Raw genomic sequence first — 20842 nt, forward strand, 5'->3', positions numbered from 1 at the left:
ATTTTTTGAGCCTGCTCGAAAAAAAACTGGACGCAATTACGCCTTGGCGTAATTGATCTCATCAAGAGTACACTTAAATTGGGGGAAACTTCTTTATGAATAATACAAAAGCGGCAATGCTTGGTATTCAACACTTACTTGCGATGTATGCAGGTGCGATTTTAGTCCCGCTAATTATCGGTGGAGCACTTAACTTTACTCCTGCTCAAATGACATATTTAGTCGCAATCGATATTTTCATGTGCGGTGTAGCAACATTGCTACAAGTATGGAAAGGTCGCTTTATCGGAATTGGTTTACCAGTTGTATTAGGTTGTACATTTACTGCGGTAAGTCCGATTATTGCGATTGGCAGTACGGGTGGTTTAGGTGATGTTTATGGTGCGATTATTGCATCAGGCTTAATTATCGTCCTTATTGGTGGATTATTTGGTAGATTAATTCCATTTTTCCCGCCAGTTGTAACAGGTTCTGTCGTAACGATTATCGGGATTAGCTTAATTCCAGTTGCGATTAACAATATGGGTGGCGGTCAAGGGGCTCCTGATTTTGCATCTGGCTCAAATGTAGCACTTGCTTTCATCACATTGATCGTTATTTTAGTCGTGTACCGCTTTACTGTTGGGTTTGTTCGAGCGATTTCTATTTTAATAGGAATGGTAGTAGGTACAGTACTCGGGATAATCATGAACAAAGTTGATTTTACACCAGTAGTAGAAGCTTCTTGGTTACACATTATGCAACCATTTTACTTAGCGACACCGACGTTCAATACATCTGCCATTGTAACGATGACATTAGTTGCGATGGTTTCGTTAGTAGAATCGACAGGTGTATATTATGCTTTAAGTGATATTTGTAAAAAAACATTAACTTCAAAAGATTTAGCAAAAGGGTATCGTGCAGAAGGATTAGCCTCGATTATCGGTGGTATTTTCAACGCATTCCCTTATACAACATTTTCTCAAAACGTTGGTTTAACGCAAATGTCAGGTGTACGTGACCGCAAAGTAATTTACATTACAGGTGGGATGCTTGTAGCACTTGGTTTCTTACCGAAATTAGCGGCAATTACAACAATCATTCCTACGCCAGTGCTTGGAGCAGCGATGTTAGCGATGTTTGGTATGGTTATTACGCAAGGTGTTCGTATGTTAGCACCTGAAATTGCAAAATCGATGGAAAATGCGATGGTAGCAGCAATAGCGGTTAGCTTAGGTGTTGGTGTTGCAAGCGTACCGGGCGTTTTTGCAAATATTGCAGCAGGTTTACCGGCTTGGTTAGCAGAAGTGTTAACAGTTATTACATCAAACGGCATTGTAGCGGGTTCGATTACAGCGATTTTACTTAACATTTTATTTAATATGATTGGACCGAAACGTAAAGATCCGATGCATGTAGAATAACTTTTTAAGGAAATAATTAAATAATGTTCATCTAAATACCTCGTATATTTTGATGAAAAGAATGTTGTCACCTCCTCATATCTATTAAATTAGATATGAGGAGGTGGCATTTTTTGTGCGGTTGTTGTACTGAAACATGTAGTGTGATTTGTGTATGAACAAGGACAGAGAAGATAGATTATCACGCCCAATTACTTATTCGAATTTAAAGTGAGTGACTTCCTTATTATTCCTTTACTTAAACTTTAACAGAAGATAGAATTTAATTGATTGGAGTAGAAAAAATAGGAGATTTCGATATGGGGAGGGAGCAAGCAATTGGAGAAGGTAGCGATATTAGGTTGTGGGACAATGGGGCATTCGATTGCTTTAAGTGCTGCATGGGCGAATTATGAAGTGATTGTGTTTGGTTTGAATGAACAGGACATAGAAAATGCGCAAACTGGCTTACAAAGTAAATTGACGATATTACTTGAGCAGGAAGCTATTACACAACAAACTGCTGGGCTTATCCAAGCGAATATTAAATTTTCAACAAGTTTACAAGAAGTCGTGCAAGATAAAACATTCATTATTGAGGCGATACCTGAAAATTTAGCGCTAAAGCAACAAACCTTCACACAATTAGAAGAAATTATATCTGAAACAGCGATCATTGCCAGTAACACATCAGGGATAATGCCGTCATTACTTGCTGAAAAGATGCAATATCCGAATCGTTTAGTCATTACACACTTTTGGAATCCTGCACACCTTGTACCACTTGTTGAAATTGTAAAAGGTGATCAGACGGATGAGGCAACGGTAGAACGTACGATGGCCTTAATGCAACAATTCCATAAGAAACCAATCAAAATTGAAAAGGAAATTGCAGGTTTTGTCGGTAATCGTCTACAATTTGCATTGTTCCGTGAAGCGCAATATTTATATGAGCTTGGTGTCGCTTCAAAAGAAGATATTGATGCAGCGGTCGTATATAGTATCGGCCGCCGATTGTCCGTTACAGGCCCTTTACTTTCGGCAGATATGACGGGGCTTGATGTCGTACAAGATATTACGGGCTATTTATTTGAAGATTTAAGTGCTACCAAGCAAGTTGGACCAACTGTTGCAAAATTGACAGCACAAAATCATTTAGGTTACAAAACGGGGCAAGGGTACTATGAGTGGACAGATGCATTGTCGACAACAGTGAATAAAGAGCGTGAACAAACGTTAATTAACCACTTAAAGCAAGATTTAGAAAAGAAGCTAAGATGAAACGGGGGAATTGGGGATGGAAGGTAAGGTATTATTCATTACAGGGGCAGCTAGAGGAATTGGATTAGATATTGCTAAAGCATTTGCAGAGGCGGGTGCTAAGGTTGTGATTTCAGATATCGATGAACAACAATTAGTAGTTGCACAAGCGCAAATTCAAGGTGAAGCATCGTATGTCGTCTGTGATGTGACGAATGAAGCGCATATTGAGCGGGCCATTCAATATACGATCGATACGTATGGGCAGTTGGATATTTTAATTAATAATGCGGGGCTTCAACATGTCGCAATGATTGAAGATTTCCCGACCCAAAAATTCCAACAAATGATCAATATTATGTTAGTGGCACCATTTATGACAACAAAATATGCGTTACCTCATATGAAAAAGCAAAAGTTTGGCCGTATTTTAAATATCGCATCGATAAATGGTATTATTGGTTTTGCTGGAAAGTCCGCTTATAATTCAGCCAAGCATGGGGTCATTGGATTGACAAAAGTAGCGGCACTAGAGACAGCGGCAGAGGGGATTACTGTCAATGCAATTTGTCCGGGTTATGTGGATACCGAGTTAGTACGTGGGCAATTTGAGGATTTAGCTTTAACACGAGAAATTCCTGTAGAGCGTGTACTGGAAGAAGTGCTATATCCCTTAGTACCACAGAAACGTTTATTAGCAATAGAGGAAATCACGTCCCTTGCATTGTATTTAGCGAGTGATGTAGCAAAAGGGCTTACAGGACAGGCTGTTGTGCTCGATGGTGGGTATACAGCGCAATAACAATGTACGAAATTGCTACCATTAGTAGCAAACATCAAAAAATGCCTTTCGAATTATACCCGAAAGGCATTTTTATTATTGGGATAGCTTTTGTGAATTAAAATTCGTAATCATAAACAATTTTATACAATGCCTTTAAATCATCGAAACTTGGCACTTTTGGATTGTTTGCGGGACTCCCACTTGCAATCGCATCAGTCGCCATTTTATCGATTGCTTGGAAGAAAGCATCTTCCTCAATCCCGTATTGGCGTAAGTTACCGATATTCATTTGTTTACAAAGATCCTTTATAGAGTCAATCACCAAATCAGCTAACTGTTCTTCTGTATAAGATACGGTTGTTTGCCCGGCAAAGAAGGTACCGATTTTTGCAAGACGTGGAATACAAGCATCTTTTGAGTATTCTAAGACAGCTGGTAGGAGCATGGCATTTGAAATGCCATGTGGTACATGGAATAACGCACCAATCGGGCGTGACATCCCGTGCACTAATGCTACAGAGGCATTAGAAAATGCAGCGCCTGCTTGCATCGAACCTAAAGACATGGCCTCACGCGCGGTTAAATTTGTGCCATCTTCATATGAAGGTAGTAAATTATTGATGATTAGTTCCATTGCGGATAATGCTAGTAAATCAGAATATGGATGTGCTAAACGGGATAAATAACCTTCAATCGCATGGCTTAATGCATCAATGCCTGTTGCTGCTGTAATCGATTTTGGTGAAGTTAAGCATAATAATGGATCTACAATCGCAGCACTTGGCATAAAGGCAGGTTGTTTAATCATCATCTTAATATCATTTTTGGTATCAGTGATGACTGTAGCATCTGTTGCTTCAGAGCCAGTTCCAGCAGTTGTTGGAATTGCAATATGTGGTACAGGGCGTATAGCGACAATCTTTTGCATCTTCATGTAATCGCCAACGTAGCCCCCGTTTGTTGCAACAACGGCAATGGCTTTTGCTGTATCGATACAGCTACCTCCGCCAATTGAAACGATGACATCACACTGCGTATCCTGTAGTAGTTTTAAACCTTCATCAACGTACGTATCTACAGGTTCAGATACAACGCCTGTATACACATGCGTTTGTAATCCTTGTGCATGGAGATAGTTTAAGCAATTATCTACAACACCTAAACTTTCCATGATAGGATCACTTATGACAAGTACTGTTGACCCGAATCCCTGTGCGAGATGACCAACTTCTTCAAGTGCACCAACCCCGTATTTCATCGTAGGTAGTGAGTGAAATGTATAAACTGATTTTGTTTGAATCATAATGTTCACGTCCCTTTCTTACATTCCTAGAGAGAATAGTACAATGGCAAGGATAGTTCCGATGATTGGTATGATGACGGTCAAGGCCCCAAATGGTAAGTAGGCATCTTTATGTTTTTCTCCACAAACAGAACTAATTGTTGTTACTACATACCCGCCATGAGGTAATGAATCAAGTGAACCCGAGGCAATGGCGATTGTACGGTGAAGCGCTTCTGTATCTACACCCATATCAATGTAATGAGGTGCTAGTAATGGCATGGCAATGGTTTGCCCACCAGAAGCAGAACCTGTTAAGCCAGCGATTACGGCAATCGCAACGGCACCACCGATTAAAGGGCTACCTGGAATATTCGTAATAACATCTACAGTGGCAAGGAATGAAGGGGTAGCTTTTACGACACCACCAAAACCTACCACTGCTGCAGTATTGGCAATGGCAACAACTGCACCCATTGCACCGGCTGCCAATGTAGCACCAACTGCAGTTGCGAATTTAAAATTAAGTGCATAACCAGCAAGACATCCGCCTGTTAATGCGACGATTAATGCTGAAGTACCTAAAGAATCATGGAAGAAATATGAAATGACTAAAACAACGAATAACGGAATCACACTTAAAAGTGGATTTGGTAAAGCTTTCGTTTCATCGGCAACAGGGTCAGTAGTACGCGTAATAAACCCTTCGCCTTTACTTACTGCACGTTTAACCATCCAGTTCAACCATAGACAGCCGAGTGTTGCCATGAATATAGCAACGACAATACTTACTTGCCAACCTGCATATGGCGTAGTGTCTAAGTAGGAGATTGGAATCCAGTTTTGAATTTCTGGTGAACCTGCTGAAGTCATTGTAAATGTAACAGAACCTAACCCAAGTGCTGCTGGAATAAAGCGGCGCGGGAAATTTGCTTGTTTGAACAAACTAATAGCCATTGGGTAAACTGAGAACGCTACGATAAATACGGACACCCCTCCGTATGTTAAAACAGCGGCAGCCATAACGACTGCAAATACAGCATATTTCACTCCGATTTTTTCAACAATCCATTTGGACACACTATCTGCAGCACCCGTATCTTCCATAACTTTACCGAAAATCGCACCTGCCATGAACATTAAATACCAAGAACCAACAAATCCTGTAAATCCATTCATATAGCTTGTTAAAAAGTTGGCTTGTTCTTCCAGGGCTGTTTGTGGGAAGAAGGCTAATCCATTTGTTAAACCTGCGAGTAACGCTGTTAATGGCGCAGAAATTAATAAGTTTACACCCTTCATTGTTAAGTAAATTAATAACGCTAAACTCCCAAATAGTCCGATATAACCTAGCATATTATCCCATCTCCCTTAAAAAGCTACATACACCGTTTTGAGGGATATGTAGCTTAATAGAATAAAAATCAATTATTCATTATTGCTAGGAAAAGCAAATGTAGAAGTAGACACCGTTGTTTCAGTTGGCCAACGTTCTGATACTGTTTTTGTTTTTGTGAAGAAACGTGCTTGGTCAGGGCCAAACATATGCCCTTCACCAAAACGTGAGCCTTTGAAACCGGCAAAATTATAGTAACCAACAGGAATTGGAATCGGTACATTTACCCCAACCATCCCAACATCGATTTCTGTTGTAAATTTACGCGCGGCAGCTCCATCGTTTGTATAGATAGTCACACCATTTGCTAATTCATGTTGATTAATTAATTCGATTGCTTCTTCTAATGAACTAACACGTACCACATTACGTGCTGGACCAAAGACTTCTTGTTCATAAATATCCATCCCCGGTTTTACTTTATCTAAAAGTGTTGGACCAACGAAGAATCCTTTAGATTGTATGACGATATCGAGGTCACGCCCGTCACAAACGACTTCAACGCCTTCTTCGACCCCACGTGCAATCGCATTTAATACGGCTTCTTTTGATTGTTGAGAAATTACTGGACCAAAATCTGTATCGGCTTCTGTATAAGAACCAACTTTTAGCGCATTAATTTTTTCTTTTAGGATAGCTACTAATTGATCTGCCGTTTCTTCTCCAACAGGTATGATTGTTGAAATAGCCATACAGCGTTGTGAAGCAGCCCCGTAAGCAGCCCCAATAAATGCATCCGCCACTTGTGTTAAGTTTGCATCAGGCATTACGACCATGTTATTTTTACCGCCACCAAATGCATTAACACGTTTGCCATATTTTGAACCCGTTTCGTAAATGTATTGTGCGACAGGTGTAGAGCCTACGAATGAGATTGCTTGGACTTTTGGGTTTTCCAAAAGTTCATTTACAGCATCTTTATCACCATTTATAACTGTCCAAATACCATCGGGTAAACCGGCTTTTTTCCATAACTCACTGATGAAAAGGGCAGTCATTGGTACTTTTTCAGATGCTTTTAAAATAACCGCATTTCCTACAGCAACGGCCATGCTTGTTTGTGCTAAAGGGACCATGATAGGGAAGTTGAATGGCGAAATAGCTGCCACAACACCTAATGGATACTTTGCAGAGTAAGCATTGATTTGCCCACCAACATTGACAGAATACTCACCTTTTACTAGATGCGGTGCGCCAATTGCTAGATCCACAGATTCTAAAGCACGTGTAATTTCTCCTTTTGCATCATCTACTGTTTTGCCACTTTCCGTACAAATAATTTGGGTAAGTTGGTCTTGGTTTTCAGTGAGCAAATTACGGAATTTTAAGATGATATCTGCACGCTTTCCTACAGATAAATCACGCCATTCTGGAAAGGCCTTTTGCGCTGTCTCAATTGCTTGGTGTGTTTCTTCTGCCGTAGCTAAAGGTACTTTTGCAATTACTTCACCTGTACTTGGATTGTAAACATCACCGAAACGATTGCTTGTTCCTTCTACCATTTCGCCACCAATAAAGTGTGTTAATACTTTCACTGCTTGAGTTGTTGTCATTTTGTTGCCTCCTTATAGTTGTTCGATTTTTGTTTTATTTTTAAGACTTAGATACGAAGCGGCCATATCGTTATCACCGAAACCTTCGTCTGAGATCGTGCTATATAAATCTACGAGCTTATCGCCAATAGGCAGTGGTACCCCGACTTGTTGAGCCATTTCTTTTGCTAACTTTAAGTCTTTTAAGAGTAAATTTGTTGTAAATCCTGGATTGTAGTCGTTATTTTTCATGTACTCTAAGTAGTTACGTTCGAATATACGGCTCTGACCGTAACTATTGCTTAACACTTCAAATAAAACATCTGCTTCAATGCCCATTTGTTCACCGAGGACAATTGTTTCGGCAACGGCTTCCGTATAGAAACCAATCATTAAATTATTAAGTAATTTAATTCGTGTACCGATACTTGGTGAAGTACCGAGATGATAAATATTTTTACCAAGCGTATTAAAAATGGTAGTTATTTGTTGATGAATTTCTGAATCGCCACCGACCATGATTGTTAATGTGGCTTTAATTGCCCCTATGACACCACCACTGACAGGAGCACCTAAGTAATGCAGTTCAGCTTGTTGTGCTTCCACATATAATTCGTCATTCAGTTGTGGATTGACCGTACTGAAATCGACTATAATTGTTCCCTTATTAGCAGTTTGGATAATTCCTTGTGGCCCGCGATAGACAGCTGAAACGACTTGCGGTGTTGGTAAACTCGTTAAAATGACCGTACTTTTCGCAATGAGTTGTGCAACATCGGCAATAGCCGTTCCCCCAATTGCTACAAACTTTTCATTGCTCGCTTCATTCGTGTCAAAGCCGAGTACTGTATAACCTGCATTGATAAGATTAGTTGCCATAGGTAAACCCATATTACCTAATCCGATAAACCCAATTGTTTGTGTCATGTACATTCCTCCCTTTCATGAAACCCCTTACAATTAATTGTTGAATAAGCAGCAAAATTCAATTAAAGTGGATGAAAAGATGTTAAAAAACCACTGACCGTAGTCAGTGACTTTGGTTAGTTAAATAATATATGCTGAATTTTACTAAGTCAATGCACTATTTTTCTATATAAATTGTATTTCTTGTTTATTGTGATATTTAAATAATGTTTGGAGGGATTTGAAATGAATCAGCAACTAACAGAACGGCAAAAAAAAGCTTTATTAACAAAGCAAAATCTTTATATAACCGCTTTGAACCTATTCACTAAGCATGGCTTCGAACATGTATCTGTAGAGCAGATAACGAAGGCGTGTGGTGTATCTAAGGGGACGTTTTATACGCATTTCCAATCTAAATATGCAATTATCTTGGAAAAGTTTGAGGAAATGGATAACTATTATATAGAAATAGAGAAAAATATTCCTAATCACTTAGATGCAGTTGGAAAAATACTATTTGTTTTTAGAGAACAGATGATTTATTTACAAAATCAAGTCGGAAAAGATATTTTACGGACAGTTTATACAGCGGCTATGACAAAAGAAGTGGAGAAAGATCACTTTTTAATCAATCCTAAACGTAAAATTTTTCAAATGTTACATCAATTCGTAACAGAAGGAATTAATCAACATGAATTTAAGCCGGATGTGACATTTGAGGTTGCGACAAAATATGTGGAACGTTGTATGCGTGCGAACGTATATGATTGGTTAATTCACGATGAAAGTTTTGATTTAGTAGAGGAGATGGTTGGTTTTACAAGTTGTATGCTTGGGGGACTCATTGTAAGCTCAGTAGAAGAAAGCGGATGGAACGAGTATTAATCAATTGTTAAAGGCTATCCTTAAAGTCTTGAGAATGACTTAAGGATAGCCTTTTTTGTAGATAAGTAAGGAGGAAGTTTTTCTCTAATAATTTAAAACAACCTGCTCAAACGGATGATTCGTTAAAAGTTCTTTTGTCGCTAGCTCTACAACCTTTTGTTCAGAACTGGCAATGACTAAAATTCGGTACAATTCGAAATCTTTATAATACGCTTCACCTTCAATTACGTAAAATTGAAACTTCGAATATATCATAGGAATATCGACTACAATTTCAAAACCGTCTTCTATAAATTGAATTCTTTTCATCCGATATAAAACCTCCTGTTGCCATATTGTGTACTTCTAAAAAGGAAGTATACGGATGGAAAATGAGGCTTTTCTGGTAAATATTAAATACCATACTGCATAATACAAGGTGCAATGTAGAAACAATTAATTTTTATTCTGCATTCGGGTAAAGCATTGTTTTCGGGTCAACATAGCGGTCAAATTCTTCTTCTGATAGTAAACCTGATTGGATAGCGGCTTCTTTTAACGTTAATCCTTCTTTATGAGCTGCTTTTGCAATTTTCGCTGCATTTTCATAGCCGATATATGGGTTTAAAGCTGTAACAAGCATTAATGAATTTTTTAAGTTGTCTTCGAGTACTTCCATATTTGGCTCGATTCCAATTGCACAATGATCGTTGAAGGATTTCATCGCATCCGCTAACAGGCGTGCAGATTGCAGGAAATTATAGATAATGACAGGCTTGAACACATTCAATTCAAAGTTCCCTTGGGAGGCAGCAAATGCAATTGTCGCATCATTGCCGATAACTTGTGTGACGACCATTGTTAGTGCTTCACTTTGCGTTGGATTTACTTTTCCTGGCATGATAGAGGAACCGGGTTCATTTTCTGGAATCGTAATTTCGCCAATACCAGAACGAGGTCCACTTGCAAGCCAGCGCACGTCATTGGCAATTTTCATTAAGTCAGCAGCTAAAGCTTTTAACGCGCCATGTGCCGCAACAATTTCGTCGTGACTTGTGAGCGCGTGGAATTTATTTTCAGCTGAAGTAAAGTTTTTCCCTGTTAGCGCGCTAATTTCAGCAGCTGTACGATCACCAAATTCAGGATGAGCATTGATTCCTGTACCGACAGCAGTTCCACCAATTGCGAGCTCTTTCATAAATTGTGTGTTGACCATAATGATTTTTTCACACTTTTTAAGCATATGATGCCAGCCGCTAATTTCTTGACCAAGCGTTAGTGGTGTCGCATCTTGTAAATGGGTACGTCCGATTTTAATGATATCTTTAAATTCGATTGATTTTTCTTTTAATGTTGCTTGTAAAAGGTGCAAGCGCGGCATTAAATAGTTTTCTACGATATCAACAGCCGCAATGTGAAGGGCAGTTGGGAATGTATCGTTGGAACTTTGTGATTTATTTACGTCATCATTTGGGTGAACTTGCTCATTAGAACCTTGTGCTACTAATTTTTCATTCGCTAAATAGGCAATCGCTTCATTCACATTCATGTTTGTTTGTGTTCCGCTACCTGTTTGCCAAACGACAAGAGGGAAGTGGTCATCCCATTTACCGGCGATAATTTCATTTGCCGCTTCGACGATTGCATCTGCTTTAACGTTGGAAAGCTTGCCTAATTTTTGATTGGCTAATGCCGCTGATTTTTTTAAAATGGCCATAGCACGAATTACTTCAATCGGCATTTTTTCTATTCCAATTTGGAAATTTTCTTTGCTACGTTGCGTTTGCGCACCCCAAATTTTATCTGCTGGTACATGTACTTTACCTAACGTGTCCTTTTCAATACGATATTCCAATATAAACACTCCCTTTTAATGAATTTAAGCTCAGTATAGTATTACCCGTTTTTAAATGAAAAAATGGCAAATCACGTAGGATGTTTGCCAAATTTATATATAAATAAAAAGTGTATTTCGAACCTGAACTGGGGGGAACGGTGTCGAAAAGATGTTTAACTTACATTGATAATGATAATCCTTATCAATTGGAATGTCAATGAAAATAGAATATTCAAATAGCATAATGAGGATAGCGGTGATTAATCAATGGAAAATAAACAACATCTTATTTTAATCGTACACAGCCGGTTAAAATAAGATGTTGTTTTGTATCGTATTCAATTAATGGTCCACCTTTTCGGATGATTAAATAATTTTTACGTAAAAGTCGCGCCCATTTGTTAATCCTAAAATCTCACTGTTCTTTTCGCGTTTATAGTAATCTGAAATAATATTTGCAAGCCCCGCATAGCCATTTAAGAATGTACCTGTTTTAATTTCCTTTGCAATATTATGAAACTCAAAATAGGCTAATGTGTCTTCATTCAGACCGTTTAAAATTATTTCAATATCAGCAAGTGGAATATGGATACCTCTTGTATAGCGGCATTCGCGTTTATAAGTGTGGTGTTGGATGTTGATGGGTGTACCTTCTGTTATCATTGAAATTTGGTTCATCTTTTTCCTCCTCAATAACTAAGTATTTATGTGTATAAAGTTATTATAGCAAAAAATGAAAGCGAGTAATCAGAAAATTTGATAAATTACGGAAATATTACCAATCATCACCTCGCTGCATTTCTTCTGCTACCATTTGAAGGTCATAAGCATTTATGATCAAGCGTCTATATTCCGCGTGTTGCTCTTGATATTTTTCGATTAATTTTAAAACATACTTAGGGGAACCTTCATTTTCCTCGTCATATACGAGTAATGCACCATCCGTATTATCAATAATGAATTTATCCTTTTCGATAAATTGCCATGGTGCTTCATAAGGTCTTTTTGTTACGCTTGTTACAAAATCTGCCTCATTCATTATATGCATATAGGTTGCTTGTTTATGCTCATTCCAATTTTTTTCTTGATCTAGGAAAGGGGTAATGATGGAGTATTTTAAATGTGGGAACTCCTCCTTGAGTGTCATAACAATTTGGGCCGTCCATGTTTCAACGCCTTGTTGACCACTAATAATGACCCATTCTAAGCCATCATCGATTAAAATACGGAGCTGGTTTTCAAGTGCCATTTTTATGATGGCAATGCCTGGATGTTTGTCGTTAAAAATACCAAGTTCATGTGGTCGATAACCTGTAACAAATAATGATTTCACTTTTTAATCAATCCTTTCAATTATGCCGTTATATAGAGAATGGGATGAGGAACCCCGCCATTATTTTTAAAGCTCCTACTTAAATTACTATTAATATTACTATAACCTTATAATAGAGGGAGATGAATAAGTTAGTTAAAATTATCATTAAAAAGATTACTTAGGTAGGGGTGACGCATATGAAAACAAAAGGGGAGTTAACGAAGGAGAAAATATTACAAGTCGCGATGAATCTGTTTGGAAAAAAGGCATTTACATCCGTTTCGATTCGACAAATTGCAAAAGTAGCAGAAATATCGCCGGCATTAATTTATAAATATTATGCTGACCAGGAAGAATTGTATTTCGAAGTCATGAAGCTAGCAAGTCATGAACTTTTAGAAGAATTAAAAGATTGTAAGACACTTGAGAAACTAGTAGAAACATATATTCATTTTATGATTACGACAGAAACCCTTTTTCAGTTGATGACCCATTTTATGATTGATTCAGAGCGACCGGGTTCACATTTTCCCATTATAAAAGAAATTGATAAAGTTCTAACATTACTTGAAGAGAAAATTCCTTTAACAAATGCAAAAATGGAATCACAATTACTATTTTCAACGTTAAATGGATTATTAATTACATATCGAAACTTACCAAATCGAAACAAAGATGAAGCTTTAATTCATATTCAAAAGCTTGCAAACTATTATATTATAAATTTAAAAGAGCGCTCTTTGAAGCGATAAAAAAAGGGATTTCACATAGGTGAATCCCTTAGATTTATTTTAATTAGATATGAATAAATCCTTTAACTGTGTTTTTAAAATTTTCCCTACACCATTGCGAGGAAGTTGGTCGACGAATATAACTTCCTTTACAGCTTTATATGAAGCTAGTTTTTCTTTGCAAAAAGCAGTCACTTCTTCAGGTGTAATCGTTTGCTCAGCAGCAATGACAATATATGCTCGAGGAACTTCTCCCCATTGTTCATTTGGTACACCTACAACAGCTACTTCTTCAATGGCAGGGTGCTGGGCGAGTACAAGTTCTAGCTCAGCTGAATAAATATTTTCGCCACCACTAATAATCATATCTTTTAGTCGGTCTACAATATATAAGAAGCCTTGATCATCAAGATAGCCAACATCTCCCGTATAAAACTCTCCATTTTGAACGGTACTACTGTATGCTTCATCATTTTTATAATACCCTACAAATACTTGTGGTCCACTAATGACGATTTCGCCAATTGTTCCAACTGATACAGGTTCTTTTGTAAGCAAATCCACAATTTTTAATGTCGCTTGCATAACGGGTTTCCCCATGGAATCATATTTCTCAGGATGCTGTGTTTCTTTCCAAAAAGTAACGGCGCCAATAAATTCAGTAATGCCATATACTTGCTGAATGGGAACACCCAATTTTCTAAAACCTAAAATGAGAGGGGCAGGTACAGCGGAAGCACCACATGTAATATTTCGTAATGATGAAATATCTGGATTCACGATTGAGTATGTTTTTAATAAAAAATCAAGCATTGCAGGGACAGTCATCATTGTTGTTATTTGATGGTGTTCAATGGATTTCCAAGCTTCTACAGGGTGGAAATCTTCCATTAAAATCATTGTTCCACCTGTATGCACATTTGTTACGAGTGGAGCAAATCCACCGATATGGAAGAACGGTGCAACCATTAAGAAGCGGTCTTGCTCCCACCAATCGATTGTATGGGATAATCCAATTGAAGCGGCTTGTAAATTGGAATGGGAAATTAACACGCCTTTTGGTAACCCTGTTGTACCGGATGTGTACATCATTAAAATGGCATCATTATTAGCTGTTTGTAGAGTGGGTTCAGATGCCTGGCTCGTATAGATTTCTTTTAACATAGTCGTTCCAAGTGCTTGGACGGGGAGCTGTTTAGCAACTTCCTCGAACACTTCGTCATAAATTAATAATTTTGCATCACTATGCTCTACAATGTATTGAAGTTCATTTACTTGTAATCGGTAATTTAATACGACTGTAACCGCGCCAATCTTTGCTGCTCCGAAGAAAGATGCTACGACATATTCATTGTTTTTACAAAGAAGCGCAACTTTATCACCCGCACCGATGCCGTTATTAGTTAAATACTGTGCAAAACTATTCGATCTTTCATTCATTTCTTTAAAAGAGATTTGTTCTTCATTGTGTATAAACCCAATTTTTTCACCCATTAATACGGAACGACTTGTTAAAACTTGACCAATATTCATACCCACTTCCCCCTTGTTATAAAATCGGTAAATCTTGATATTTTTCAGTGACAGCTTCTTGATAAGATAGGAATAATTCACCCCAAATCAATTCCCAATTACGTGCTGCTTGCATGTTTTCAAGTGTTGGTAAAGCAACTAAATTCGTTTGCATAATCGTATTTAAACGTAAAGAATATTGTTCAATTTCCTCATGAGATAAGTGAGGGAACATGGATGATAACACATCTGAAATTGGCCATTTACATTTGGCTAAATCACGGTATATTTGAGCGAGTAATACATTGCGCGGACCTTCCCAAAGTTCGTTGACCATACTATCCCTAAATAAGCGCGGAATAGAAGAAAAGTCTTCAATAGCACCATGTCCACCGAAAATAGAAATGGCTAAGCGCAATTTTTCCACAGCTTCTTTCGAGGCATAAACTTTTTGCAGCAAAATTAATTCGCGAAGTGCGAATGCCTCCAAAGGTGATATTGTATCAACTTCCGTAAACTTCGAGTAAATTGAAAAGGCAGTTGCAACCATTCTTTTCGCGGCATCTTCAAGATCTGCTAATTGAGCCGCCGCCATTGGAAACTCATCAATTTTACGGTCAAACACGTGACGGAAATTAGCGTAAGTTTTAGCTTCTCTTGCTGCACGCATTAAAAATGCACCGCTGGCAAATCCAATATCTAGTCGTGAGCGTGTCAATACAAGGCTCACAGCTAAGGACACCCCTTTATCCTCAGGACCAATTTTGTAGGCAACTGAACCGTTATAATCAATTTCTCCAGACGGTAGTTCTGACGTTCCTAATTTCCATTTCAAACGGTTAATTTGAAAATGATTTCGAATTTCTTTTTCCTTATTTCCAGGTAACCAAGAAGGAACGATGAATACAGCTACGTTAGTTGTTCCATCAACCCTTGCTGTAACAACGGAATAATCGGCATGGACAGCTGAGCAAAAGAACTTATTGCCATATAATTTATAGTGATTTCCATTAGGAACAGCCTTTAAGACATTGGCGGGAATGTTAGAACCCCCTTGAATTTCAGACATATATTGAGCACCAATTGCAAAGTTTCCATTCAATCCTTCTTTAACATGTTGATGGATTGCCTTTACTTCATCACACACCTCTTCATAGAAGTTTTCGATTAAAGCAATTAATCCATCAGTGCAGGCTAATGGACATGTAATGCCTACTTCACCGTTCCCATGTAATAAATATCGCTTTATAATTCCTTCATAAGCAATATTATTTTCTGAAAATAGCCCCTCTGAAAAGATGGCATCGGATAATTGCACCGCTTCTAATGGTCTTACAACTCGATCGATTCGTCGATTATAAGCGTCATAATGGATGAGGGTCGGATGATTTACTGGTCGAGAAATTTCAGCAGCTACTCTACGCCATTCTGAAGATAACTTAGTGCTAAAAGGTTGTAGCTTGTCGGATAAATCTGACCAATGTTCACCGGTAATATCGTGGAGCACGGCTTGCAAAAATGGATTGTCTAAATCGTTTAATTGATCACGCTTATTTAAAAAGTCTAAAAATGAATAATCTTCTTTATTCTCTACTTCAAGCATAAAATCCACCCCTTTATAATGAAATTCTATAACAAAGATCATCAAAAGTAAACAGTGTTCACGAATATTTATCTGAATATTTAACCATCTCAACAAAGAAACCCCCAAGCTTGATTTTTCAAACTTGGGGGTTGTTATTGAAAGAGACTTAATTCGAAAACACTTCTTTAATTTGTGAAATGGCCCAGTCTAAATCTTCTTTTGAAATAATGAGTGGTGGGGCAAAACGAATGACTGTGTTATGCGTTTCTTTGCATAATAGCTTTCGCTCGGCAAGCTTTTCGCAATAAGGTCTTGCTGCCTCATGCAGTTCAATCCCAATGAAAAGTCCGCGCCCGCGAATTTCTTTAATAATTGGATTTTGAATCGTTTGCAGTTGCTCTTTAAAATAGTTTCCTAATTCGAGCGAGCGTTGTGCAAGCTGCTCTTCTTCTAAAACTTCAAGTGCAGCGATTGAAACAGCGCAGGCAAGGGGATTTCCACCAAATGTAGAACCGTGCGAGCCTGGGTTAAATACGCCAAGAATATCATCATTTGCGACAACTGCTGAAATTGGATAAACGCCGCCACCAAGTGCTTTACCTAAAATTAAAATATCGGGAATAATATTTTCCCATTCATAGGCAAACATTTTTCCAGTACGTGCGAGTCCAGTCTGAATTTCATCCGCAATAAATAACACATTATGCTCCTTACACAGTGCATAGGCTGCTTCAATGAAGCCTGCTGGTGGAACAATAATCCCTGCCTCGCCTTGTATTGGTTCGACAATAAACGCGGCAGTATTTGGAGTGATTGCTGCTTTTAATGCATCAATATCCCCGTAAGGAATGAGTACAAAACCTGGTAGCATTGGACCGAATCCACGTTTGTATTCTGGTTCTGACGATAATGAAACGGCAGCCATTGTGCGTCCGTGGAAGTTCCCGTTACAACCAATAATTTGAGCTTGCTCCGCTGGAATCCCTTTTACATCATAGCCCCAACGACGAGCTGTTTTAATGGCGGTTTCAACTGCCTCAGCTCCGGTATTCATTGGTAGTACCATGTTTTTCTGTGTCAGTGCACATAATTTTTCATACCATACACCTAGTGTTGCGCTGTGAAATGCACGTGAAGTGAGCGTTACACAATCTGCTTGATCTTTCAGTGCTTGAATAATTTTAGGGTGGCGATGACCTTGATTCAGTGCAGAATACGCAGAGAGCATATCCATGTAGCGATTTCCTTCTGGATCGGTCACCCACACACCTTCTGCCTTTTCAATAACAATCGGTAATGGATGATAATTATGAGCTCCAAATTTCTCAGTTTGATCAATGAATTGCTTCGATCTTGTTGTCATGATAATCCCCCTTATAGGTTAATAGGAAATTCATTTACAAAAGAAAAAGCACATTTTCGATTAAATTGACGACGGCTTCTTCCATATTAATGTTAACAGAATACCAAATGCCAATACAACAGCTGCAAAGTAATATGGGTAGTTAATATCAATATCGAATAGCCGGCCGCCTAAAATTGGGCCAAAAATATTTGCTAAACTCGTAAACATGGAATTCATACCACCAACAAAACCTTGTTCATTGCCTGCAATTTTTGATAAATAACTTGTAACAGCAGGTCTAAATAAGTCAAAGCCAACAAAAACGATAAATGTTGTTAGTAATATCGCAAAATACGAGTGAACGAACGTCATTAAAAAGACTAAAATAGCCGATAAAATTAAGCTATATCGAATTAATTTGATTTCGCCCCATTTTCGCGTAAGCCGGTCGAATAGCAAAATTTGTGCAGCGGCTCCGAAAATCGCACCACCTGTAATGATGATCGCGATATCCATTGGCGTGAAGCCGAATTTATGGTCCACAAATAAACTAAAGAACGACTCGAATGCAGCAAGACCAAATGATGCCACGAAAATTAAGATAAAGGCGATAAAATACATCGGTGCAAAAACACGCTTGAAACCAGATTGTTGGACAGGCGCATTTTCAATATTTTCGACATTACGCTCAGGTTCACGTAATAAAATAAGTGAAAGAATACCAGCAAATGTACCAAGCCCACCAGCAAAGAAGAATGGCACGCGTGTTCCAATATCGGCTAAGAAACCACCAATACCTGGTCCGATAATAAAGCCCGTACTAATCGCAGCAGACATATAGCCAAGTGCTTTTGGACGTGTTTCCATCGTCGTAATATCCGCGATAAATGCCGTTACAGCAGGCATAATAAAGGCAGCACTAATCCCACCTAAAATTCGTGAAATAAATAAAACTTCAATTGTTTTACCAAGACCGAATAAAAATTCCGAAGCACCGAAAATAAATAATCCGAGGACAATCATAATTTTTCGTCCGTATTTATCGGCAGCTCGCCCAGCTAGAGGAGAGAAAATGAGCTGTGTAACCGCAAATGCTGCTGTTAAATAGCCAATTACCTGTCCGCTAAGTTGTAGCTCGTTCATTAATGTAGGAAGTACTGGAATAATCAAACCAATACCTATAAATGCAATGAACAAATTCGTTAAAAGTAGTCCTAGGGTGACTCTTTGTTCTTTCATAATAATTCTCCTTAATGTAGTACAAATTTTTTCCGTATCTTTCTAAAATAAACCCTATAGTAACTATAGAGTCAATGAATACTACTTTCTTTTTTGTAAAAGAGGAGATAGATATGGCTTTTTTATTATTTTCCGACAGAAGACTCCCACTTCAAGGAATGTGCAGGGCATAGCCCAATAAGTAAGTGGGAGATGAATGGCGGTTGGCAGTAGCCTAAACTGCCTACTTATATTTGCGAACATACGTTTCTTTTGGTAGAATGAAAGAAAGGGAGGTGAACAACATGGTAAGGAAGAAAGCCGTTAAAGTGTTACGCAAAAAGAAGAAACTCGACAACATTCAACGTTTCACGAAAAAACAAAACATCGGAAGGTCTCAATTGACAGCGAAAGAGTTTCGTTTGCTCAAACGAATGACGCACAGCTCTAAAGCATTGAGAAATGTTGGGTTATATACAATCAAGCAAAGCTTCTTAAATGAAAATCGAATGGCAACTACGAAGGAAATAGATGTTGCGATGAAGCAGGACATCAACTATTGGGGCGTTCAATCAAACTCTGTGCAGGCGATTCGCAGAACATTACGAAGCGAAACCAAAAGCTTTTTCAAAGCGCTCGAAACGTGGAAAAAAGAACCGAGCAAGTTTACGGGTCGGCCACAGTTTCCGAATTATTCAAGGTCAATGGAAAAACGGATCATTGAAATCTACCAAGTTCCGAAAATAGACAAAGATGGGTATTGGTTGATTCCGATGAATGTTGAGTTTCGAAAGCGTTTTGGCTCGATTAAGATTCGAATGCCTAAAAACTTATTGCACAGGAAAATCTCTTACATTGAAATCGTACCGAAGCAAAATGGTCGGTTCTTTGAGGTGCATTACACGTATGAAGTGCAAGCAACTCAAATGAAACAGCAACCTACGACAACGAAAAATGCGTTAAGTTGCGATTTAGGTGTAGATCGATTCATGAGTTGTGCAACGAATGCTGGCGATACATTCCTAATTAATGGGAAGAAGTTGAAATCCATTAACCAATACTTTAACAAGGCGATGAGTGAGCTCCAACAACGAAATATCAAAAATGGGATTTCAAAGCGGGTTGTCACGAATCAATTGGCTAAATTATGGAGGAAGCGAAACAACCAGATAAACGGGTACATTTCCCAAGCTGTTGGCTTATTATTCAAGAAAATCAAAGAGTTGAACATTGATACAATTATTGTCGGGCATAACGAAGGCTGGAAGCAAAACAGCAACATCGGCAAAAAGAATAACCAACACTTTGTTCAGATTCCTTTCAACAAATTGATAAGTGCCATCGAAAATAAGTGCTTAAAAGAAGGCATTCGCTTTGTCAAACAGGAAGAAAGCTACACATCGAAGGCAAGCTTTCTAGATAAAGATGAACTGCCTGTCTGGTCTTCCAAGGATAAGCAACAATATGTATTTAGCGGAAAACGGGTTAACCGTGGGCAATACCAAGCGCTATCAGGAGAATGTATCCATGCCGACATCAACGGAGCATTCAATATATTGAGGAAATCAAAGAGTGTGGACCTGGACGAGCATCTCGAAATTAAAAATCCGTTCGTACTCGAAGTTCAAAAACGTAAAACCGCTGCTTAAGCACGGTCTAGTGGGTGCGTCAACCATCCTTGTGTACTCGACTTGTCGGGGCTTGTAGCACACGCCAGCAACGCTGAGTGGTGGCTTCTTTCGCAATAGGAAAGGACTGCTCATCTTCGGAAGGGTGGTGCAAGTGGGTAGCGATCATTCATCGCCAAGCCCAACCAAAAACAGTATTTGGGGAGCGTCTTCTGGATGCTTGTTACACAGAACGTCAAATTGGGCAAGGAAGACCTGT

18 protein-coding genes are annotated in these 20842 nt (G+C 38.5%); 6 read left to right on the plus strand and 12 right to left on the minus strand.

The features are described from left to right. Positions 1–95 precede the first annotated feature (95 nt). The 3 genes from MHI10_RS01730 to MHI10_RS01740 all read left to right on the plus strand — a co-directional run bounded on the left by MHI10_RS01730 (position 96) and on the right by MHI10_RS01740 (position 3447). Complete coding sequence (locus MHI10_RS01730) at positions 96–1406, plus strand: nucleobase:cation symporter-2 family protein (RefSeq protein WP_340782376.1); 1311 nt, start codon at positions 96–98, stop codon at positions 1404–1406. Positions 1407–1724: 318 nt separating this feature from the next. After that, positions 1725–2666 carry a 3-hydroxyacyl-CoA dehydrogenase family protein gene (locus MHI10_RS01735; protein ID WP_340782378.1) on the plus strand — a complete coding sequence of 314 codons (942 nt, stop codon included), beginning with the start codon at positions 1725–1727 and terminating at the stop codon, positions 2664–2666. A gap of 16 nt (positions 2667–2682) precedes the next feature. Then, a complete protein-coding gene (locus tag MHI10_RS01740; RefSeq protein WP_340782380.1) occupies positions 2683–3447 on the plus strand; it encodes a 3-hydroxybutyrate dehydrogenase in 765 nt (254 codons plus the stop codon). 97 nt (positions 3448–3544) lie between these two features. On the opposite strand, the gene MHI10_RS01745 is transcribed toward MHI10_RS01740, so the two are convergent. The 4 genes from MHI10_RS01745 to MHI10_RS01760 form a co-directional block, all read right to left on the minus strand. Further along, positions 3545–4732, minus strand: coding sequence for an iron-containing alcohol dehydrogenase (locus tag MHI10_RS01745; RefSeq protein WP_340782381.1), 1188 nt, complete (start codon positions 4730–4732; stop codon positions 3545–3547). 18 nt (positions 4733–4750) lie between these two features. Beyond that, a complete protein-coding gene (locus MHI10_RS01750; RefSeq protein ID WP_340782382.1) occupies positions 4751–6067 on the minus strand; it encodes a GntP family permease in 1317 nt (438 codons plus the stop codon). Positions 6068–6139: 72 nt separating this feature from the next. Next, positions 6140–7660 carry a CoA-acylating methylmalonate-semialdehyde dehydrogenase gene (locus MHI10_RS01755; RefSeq protein ID WP_340782384.1) on the minus strand — a complete coding sequence of 507 codons (1521 nt, stop codon included), beginning with the start codon at positions 7658–7660 and terminating at the stop codon, positions 6140–6142. Positions 7661–7672: 12 nt separating this feature from the next. After that, positions 7673–8566: an NAD(P)-dependent oxidoreductase gene (locus MHI10_RS01760; protein WP_340782387.1), complete on the minus strand. Its 894-nt coding sequence runs from the start codon at positions 8564–8566 to the stop codon at positions 7673–7675. Positions 8567–8791: 225 nt separating this feature from the next. Between MHI10_RS01760 and MHI10_RS01765 the strand changes: the two genes are divergently transcribed. After that, positions 8792–9433 (plus strand): TetR/AcrR family transcriptional regulator, encoded by a 642-nt coding sequence (locus MHI10_RS01765; RefSeq protein ID WP_340782388.1) that lies wholly within the window; start codon positions 8792–8794, stop codon positions 9431–9433. A gap of 84 nt (positions 9434–9517) precedes the next feature. Here the strand turns inward: MHI10_RS01765 and MHI10_RS01770 are convergent, their stop codons facing one another. The 4 genes from MHI10_RS01770 to MHI10_RS01785 all read right to left on the minus strand — a co-directional run bounded on the left by MHI10_RS01770 (position 9518) and on the right by MHI10_RS01785 (position 12582). Continuing rightward, on the minus strand, positions 9518–9742 hold the full coding sequence (locus tag MHI10_RS01770; protein WP_340782389.1) for a hypothetical protein: 225 nt from the start codon (positions 9740–9742) through the stop codon (positions 9518–9520). A gap of 133 nt (positions 9743–9875) precedes the next feature. Continuing rightward, positions 9876–11267, minus strand: a complete 1392-nt coding sequence (gene fumC, locus MHI10_RS01775) for a class II fumarate hydratase (protein WP_340782391.1) — start codon at positions 11265–11267, stop codon at positions 9876–9878. Positions 11268–11615: 348 nt separating this feature from the next. Next, on the minus strand, positions 11616–11927 hold the full coding sequence (locus MHI10_RS01780; protein WP_340782394.1) for a hypothetical protein: 312 nt from the start codon (positions 11925–11927) through the stop codon (positions 11616–11618). A gap of 97 nt (positions 11928–12024) precedes the next feature. Continuing rightward, positions 12025–12582 (minus strand): DUF1273 domain-containing protein, encoded by a 558-nt coding sequence (locus MHI10_RS01785; RefSeq protein WP_340782395.1) that lies wholly within the window; start codon positions 12580–12582, stop codon positions 12025–12027. 179 nt (positions 12583–12761) lie between these two features. Here MHI10_RS01785 and MHI10_RS01790 point away from each other — a divergent pair, with 179 nt between their 5' ends. Beyond that, on the plus strand, positions 12762–13316 hold the full coding sequence (locus tag MHI10_RS01790; RefSeq protein ID WP_340782398.1) for a TetR/AcrR family transcriptional regulator: 555 nt from the start codon (positions 12762–12764) through the stop codon (positions 13314–13316). Positions 13317–13355: 39 nt separating this feature from the next. Here MHI10_RS01790 and menE read toward each other — a convergent pair whose 3' ends face one another. From menE to MHI10_RS01810, 4 genes are all read right to left on the minus strand, one after another. Continuing rightward, positions 13356–14828: an o-succinylbenzoate--CoA ligase gene (gene menE, locus MHI10_RS01795; protein WP_340782399.1), complete on the minus strand. Its 1473-nt coding sequence runs from the start codon at positions 14826–14828 to the stop codon at positions 13356–13358. A 16-nt stretch (positions 14829–14844) separates the two neighbouring features. Then, positions 14845–16410 (minus strand): acyl-CoA dehydrogenase family protein, encoded by a 1566-nt coding sequence (locus MHI10_RS01800; protein WP_340782400.1) that lies wholly within the window; start codon positions 16408–16410, stop codon positions 14845–14847. 148 nt (positions 16411–16558) lie between these two features. Then, positions 16559–17755 (minus strand): ornithine--oxo-acid transaminase, encoded by a 1197-nt coding sequence (locus tag MHI10_RS01805; protein ID WP_340782401.1) that lies wholly within the window; start codon positions 17753–17755, stop codon positions 16559–16561. A gap of 60 nt (positions 17756–17815) precedes the next feature. Beyond that, positions 17816–18976, minus strand: coding sequence for an MFS transporter (locus MHI10_RS01810; protein WP_340782402.1), 1161 nt, complete (start codon positions 18974–18976; stop codon positions 17816–17818). Between the two features lie 284 nt (positions 18977–19260). On the opposite strand from MHI10_RS01810, the gene MHI10_RS01815 reads away from it, so the two are divergent. Further along, positions 19261–20604: an RNA-guided endonuclease InsQ/TnpB family protein gene (locus MHI10_RS01815; RefSeq protein ID WP_340782403.1), complete on the plus strand. Its 1344-nt coding sequence runs from the start codon at positions 19261–19263 to the stop codon at positions 20602–20604. Positions 20605–20842 lie beyond the last annotated feature (238 nt).

Origin of the sequence: Solibacillus sp. FSL K6-1523 (genome assembly GCF_038005225.1) — a bacterium.
In the GTDB taxonomy this organism is placed as follows: Bacteria; Bacillota; Bacilli; order Bacillales_A; family Planococcaceae; genus Solibacillus.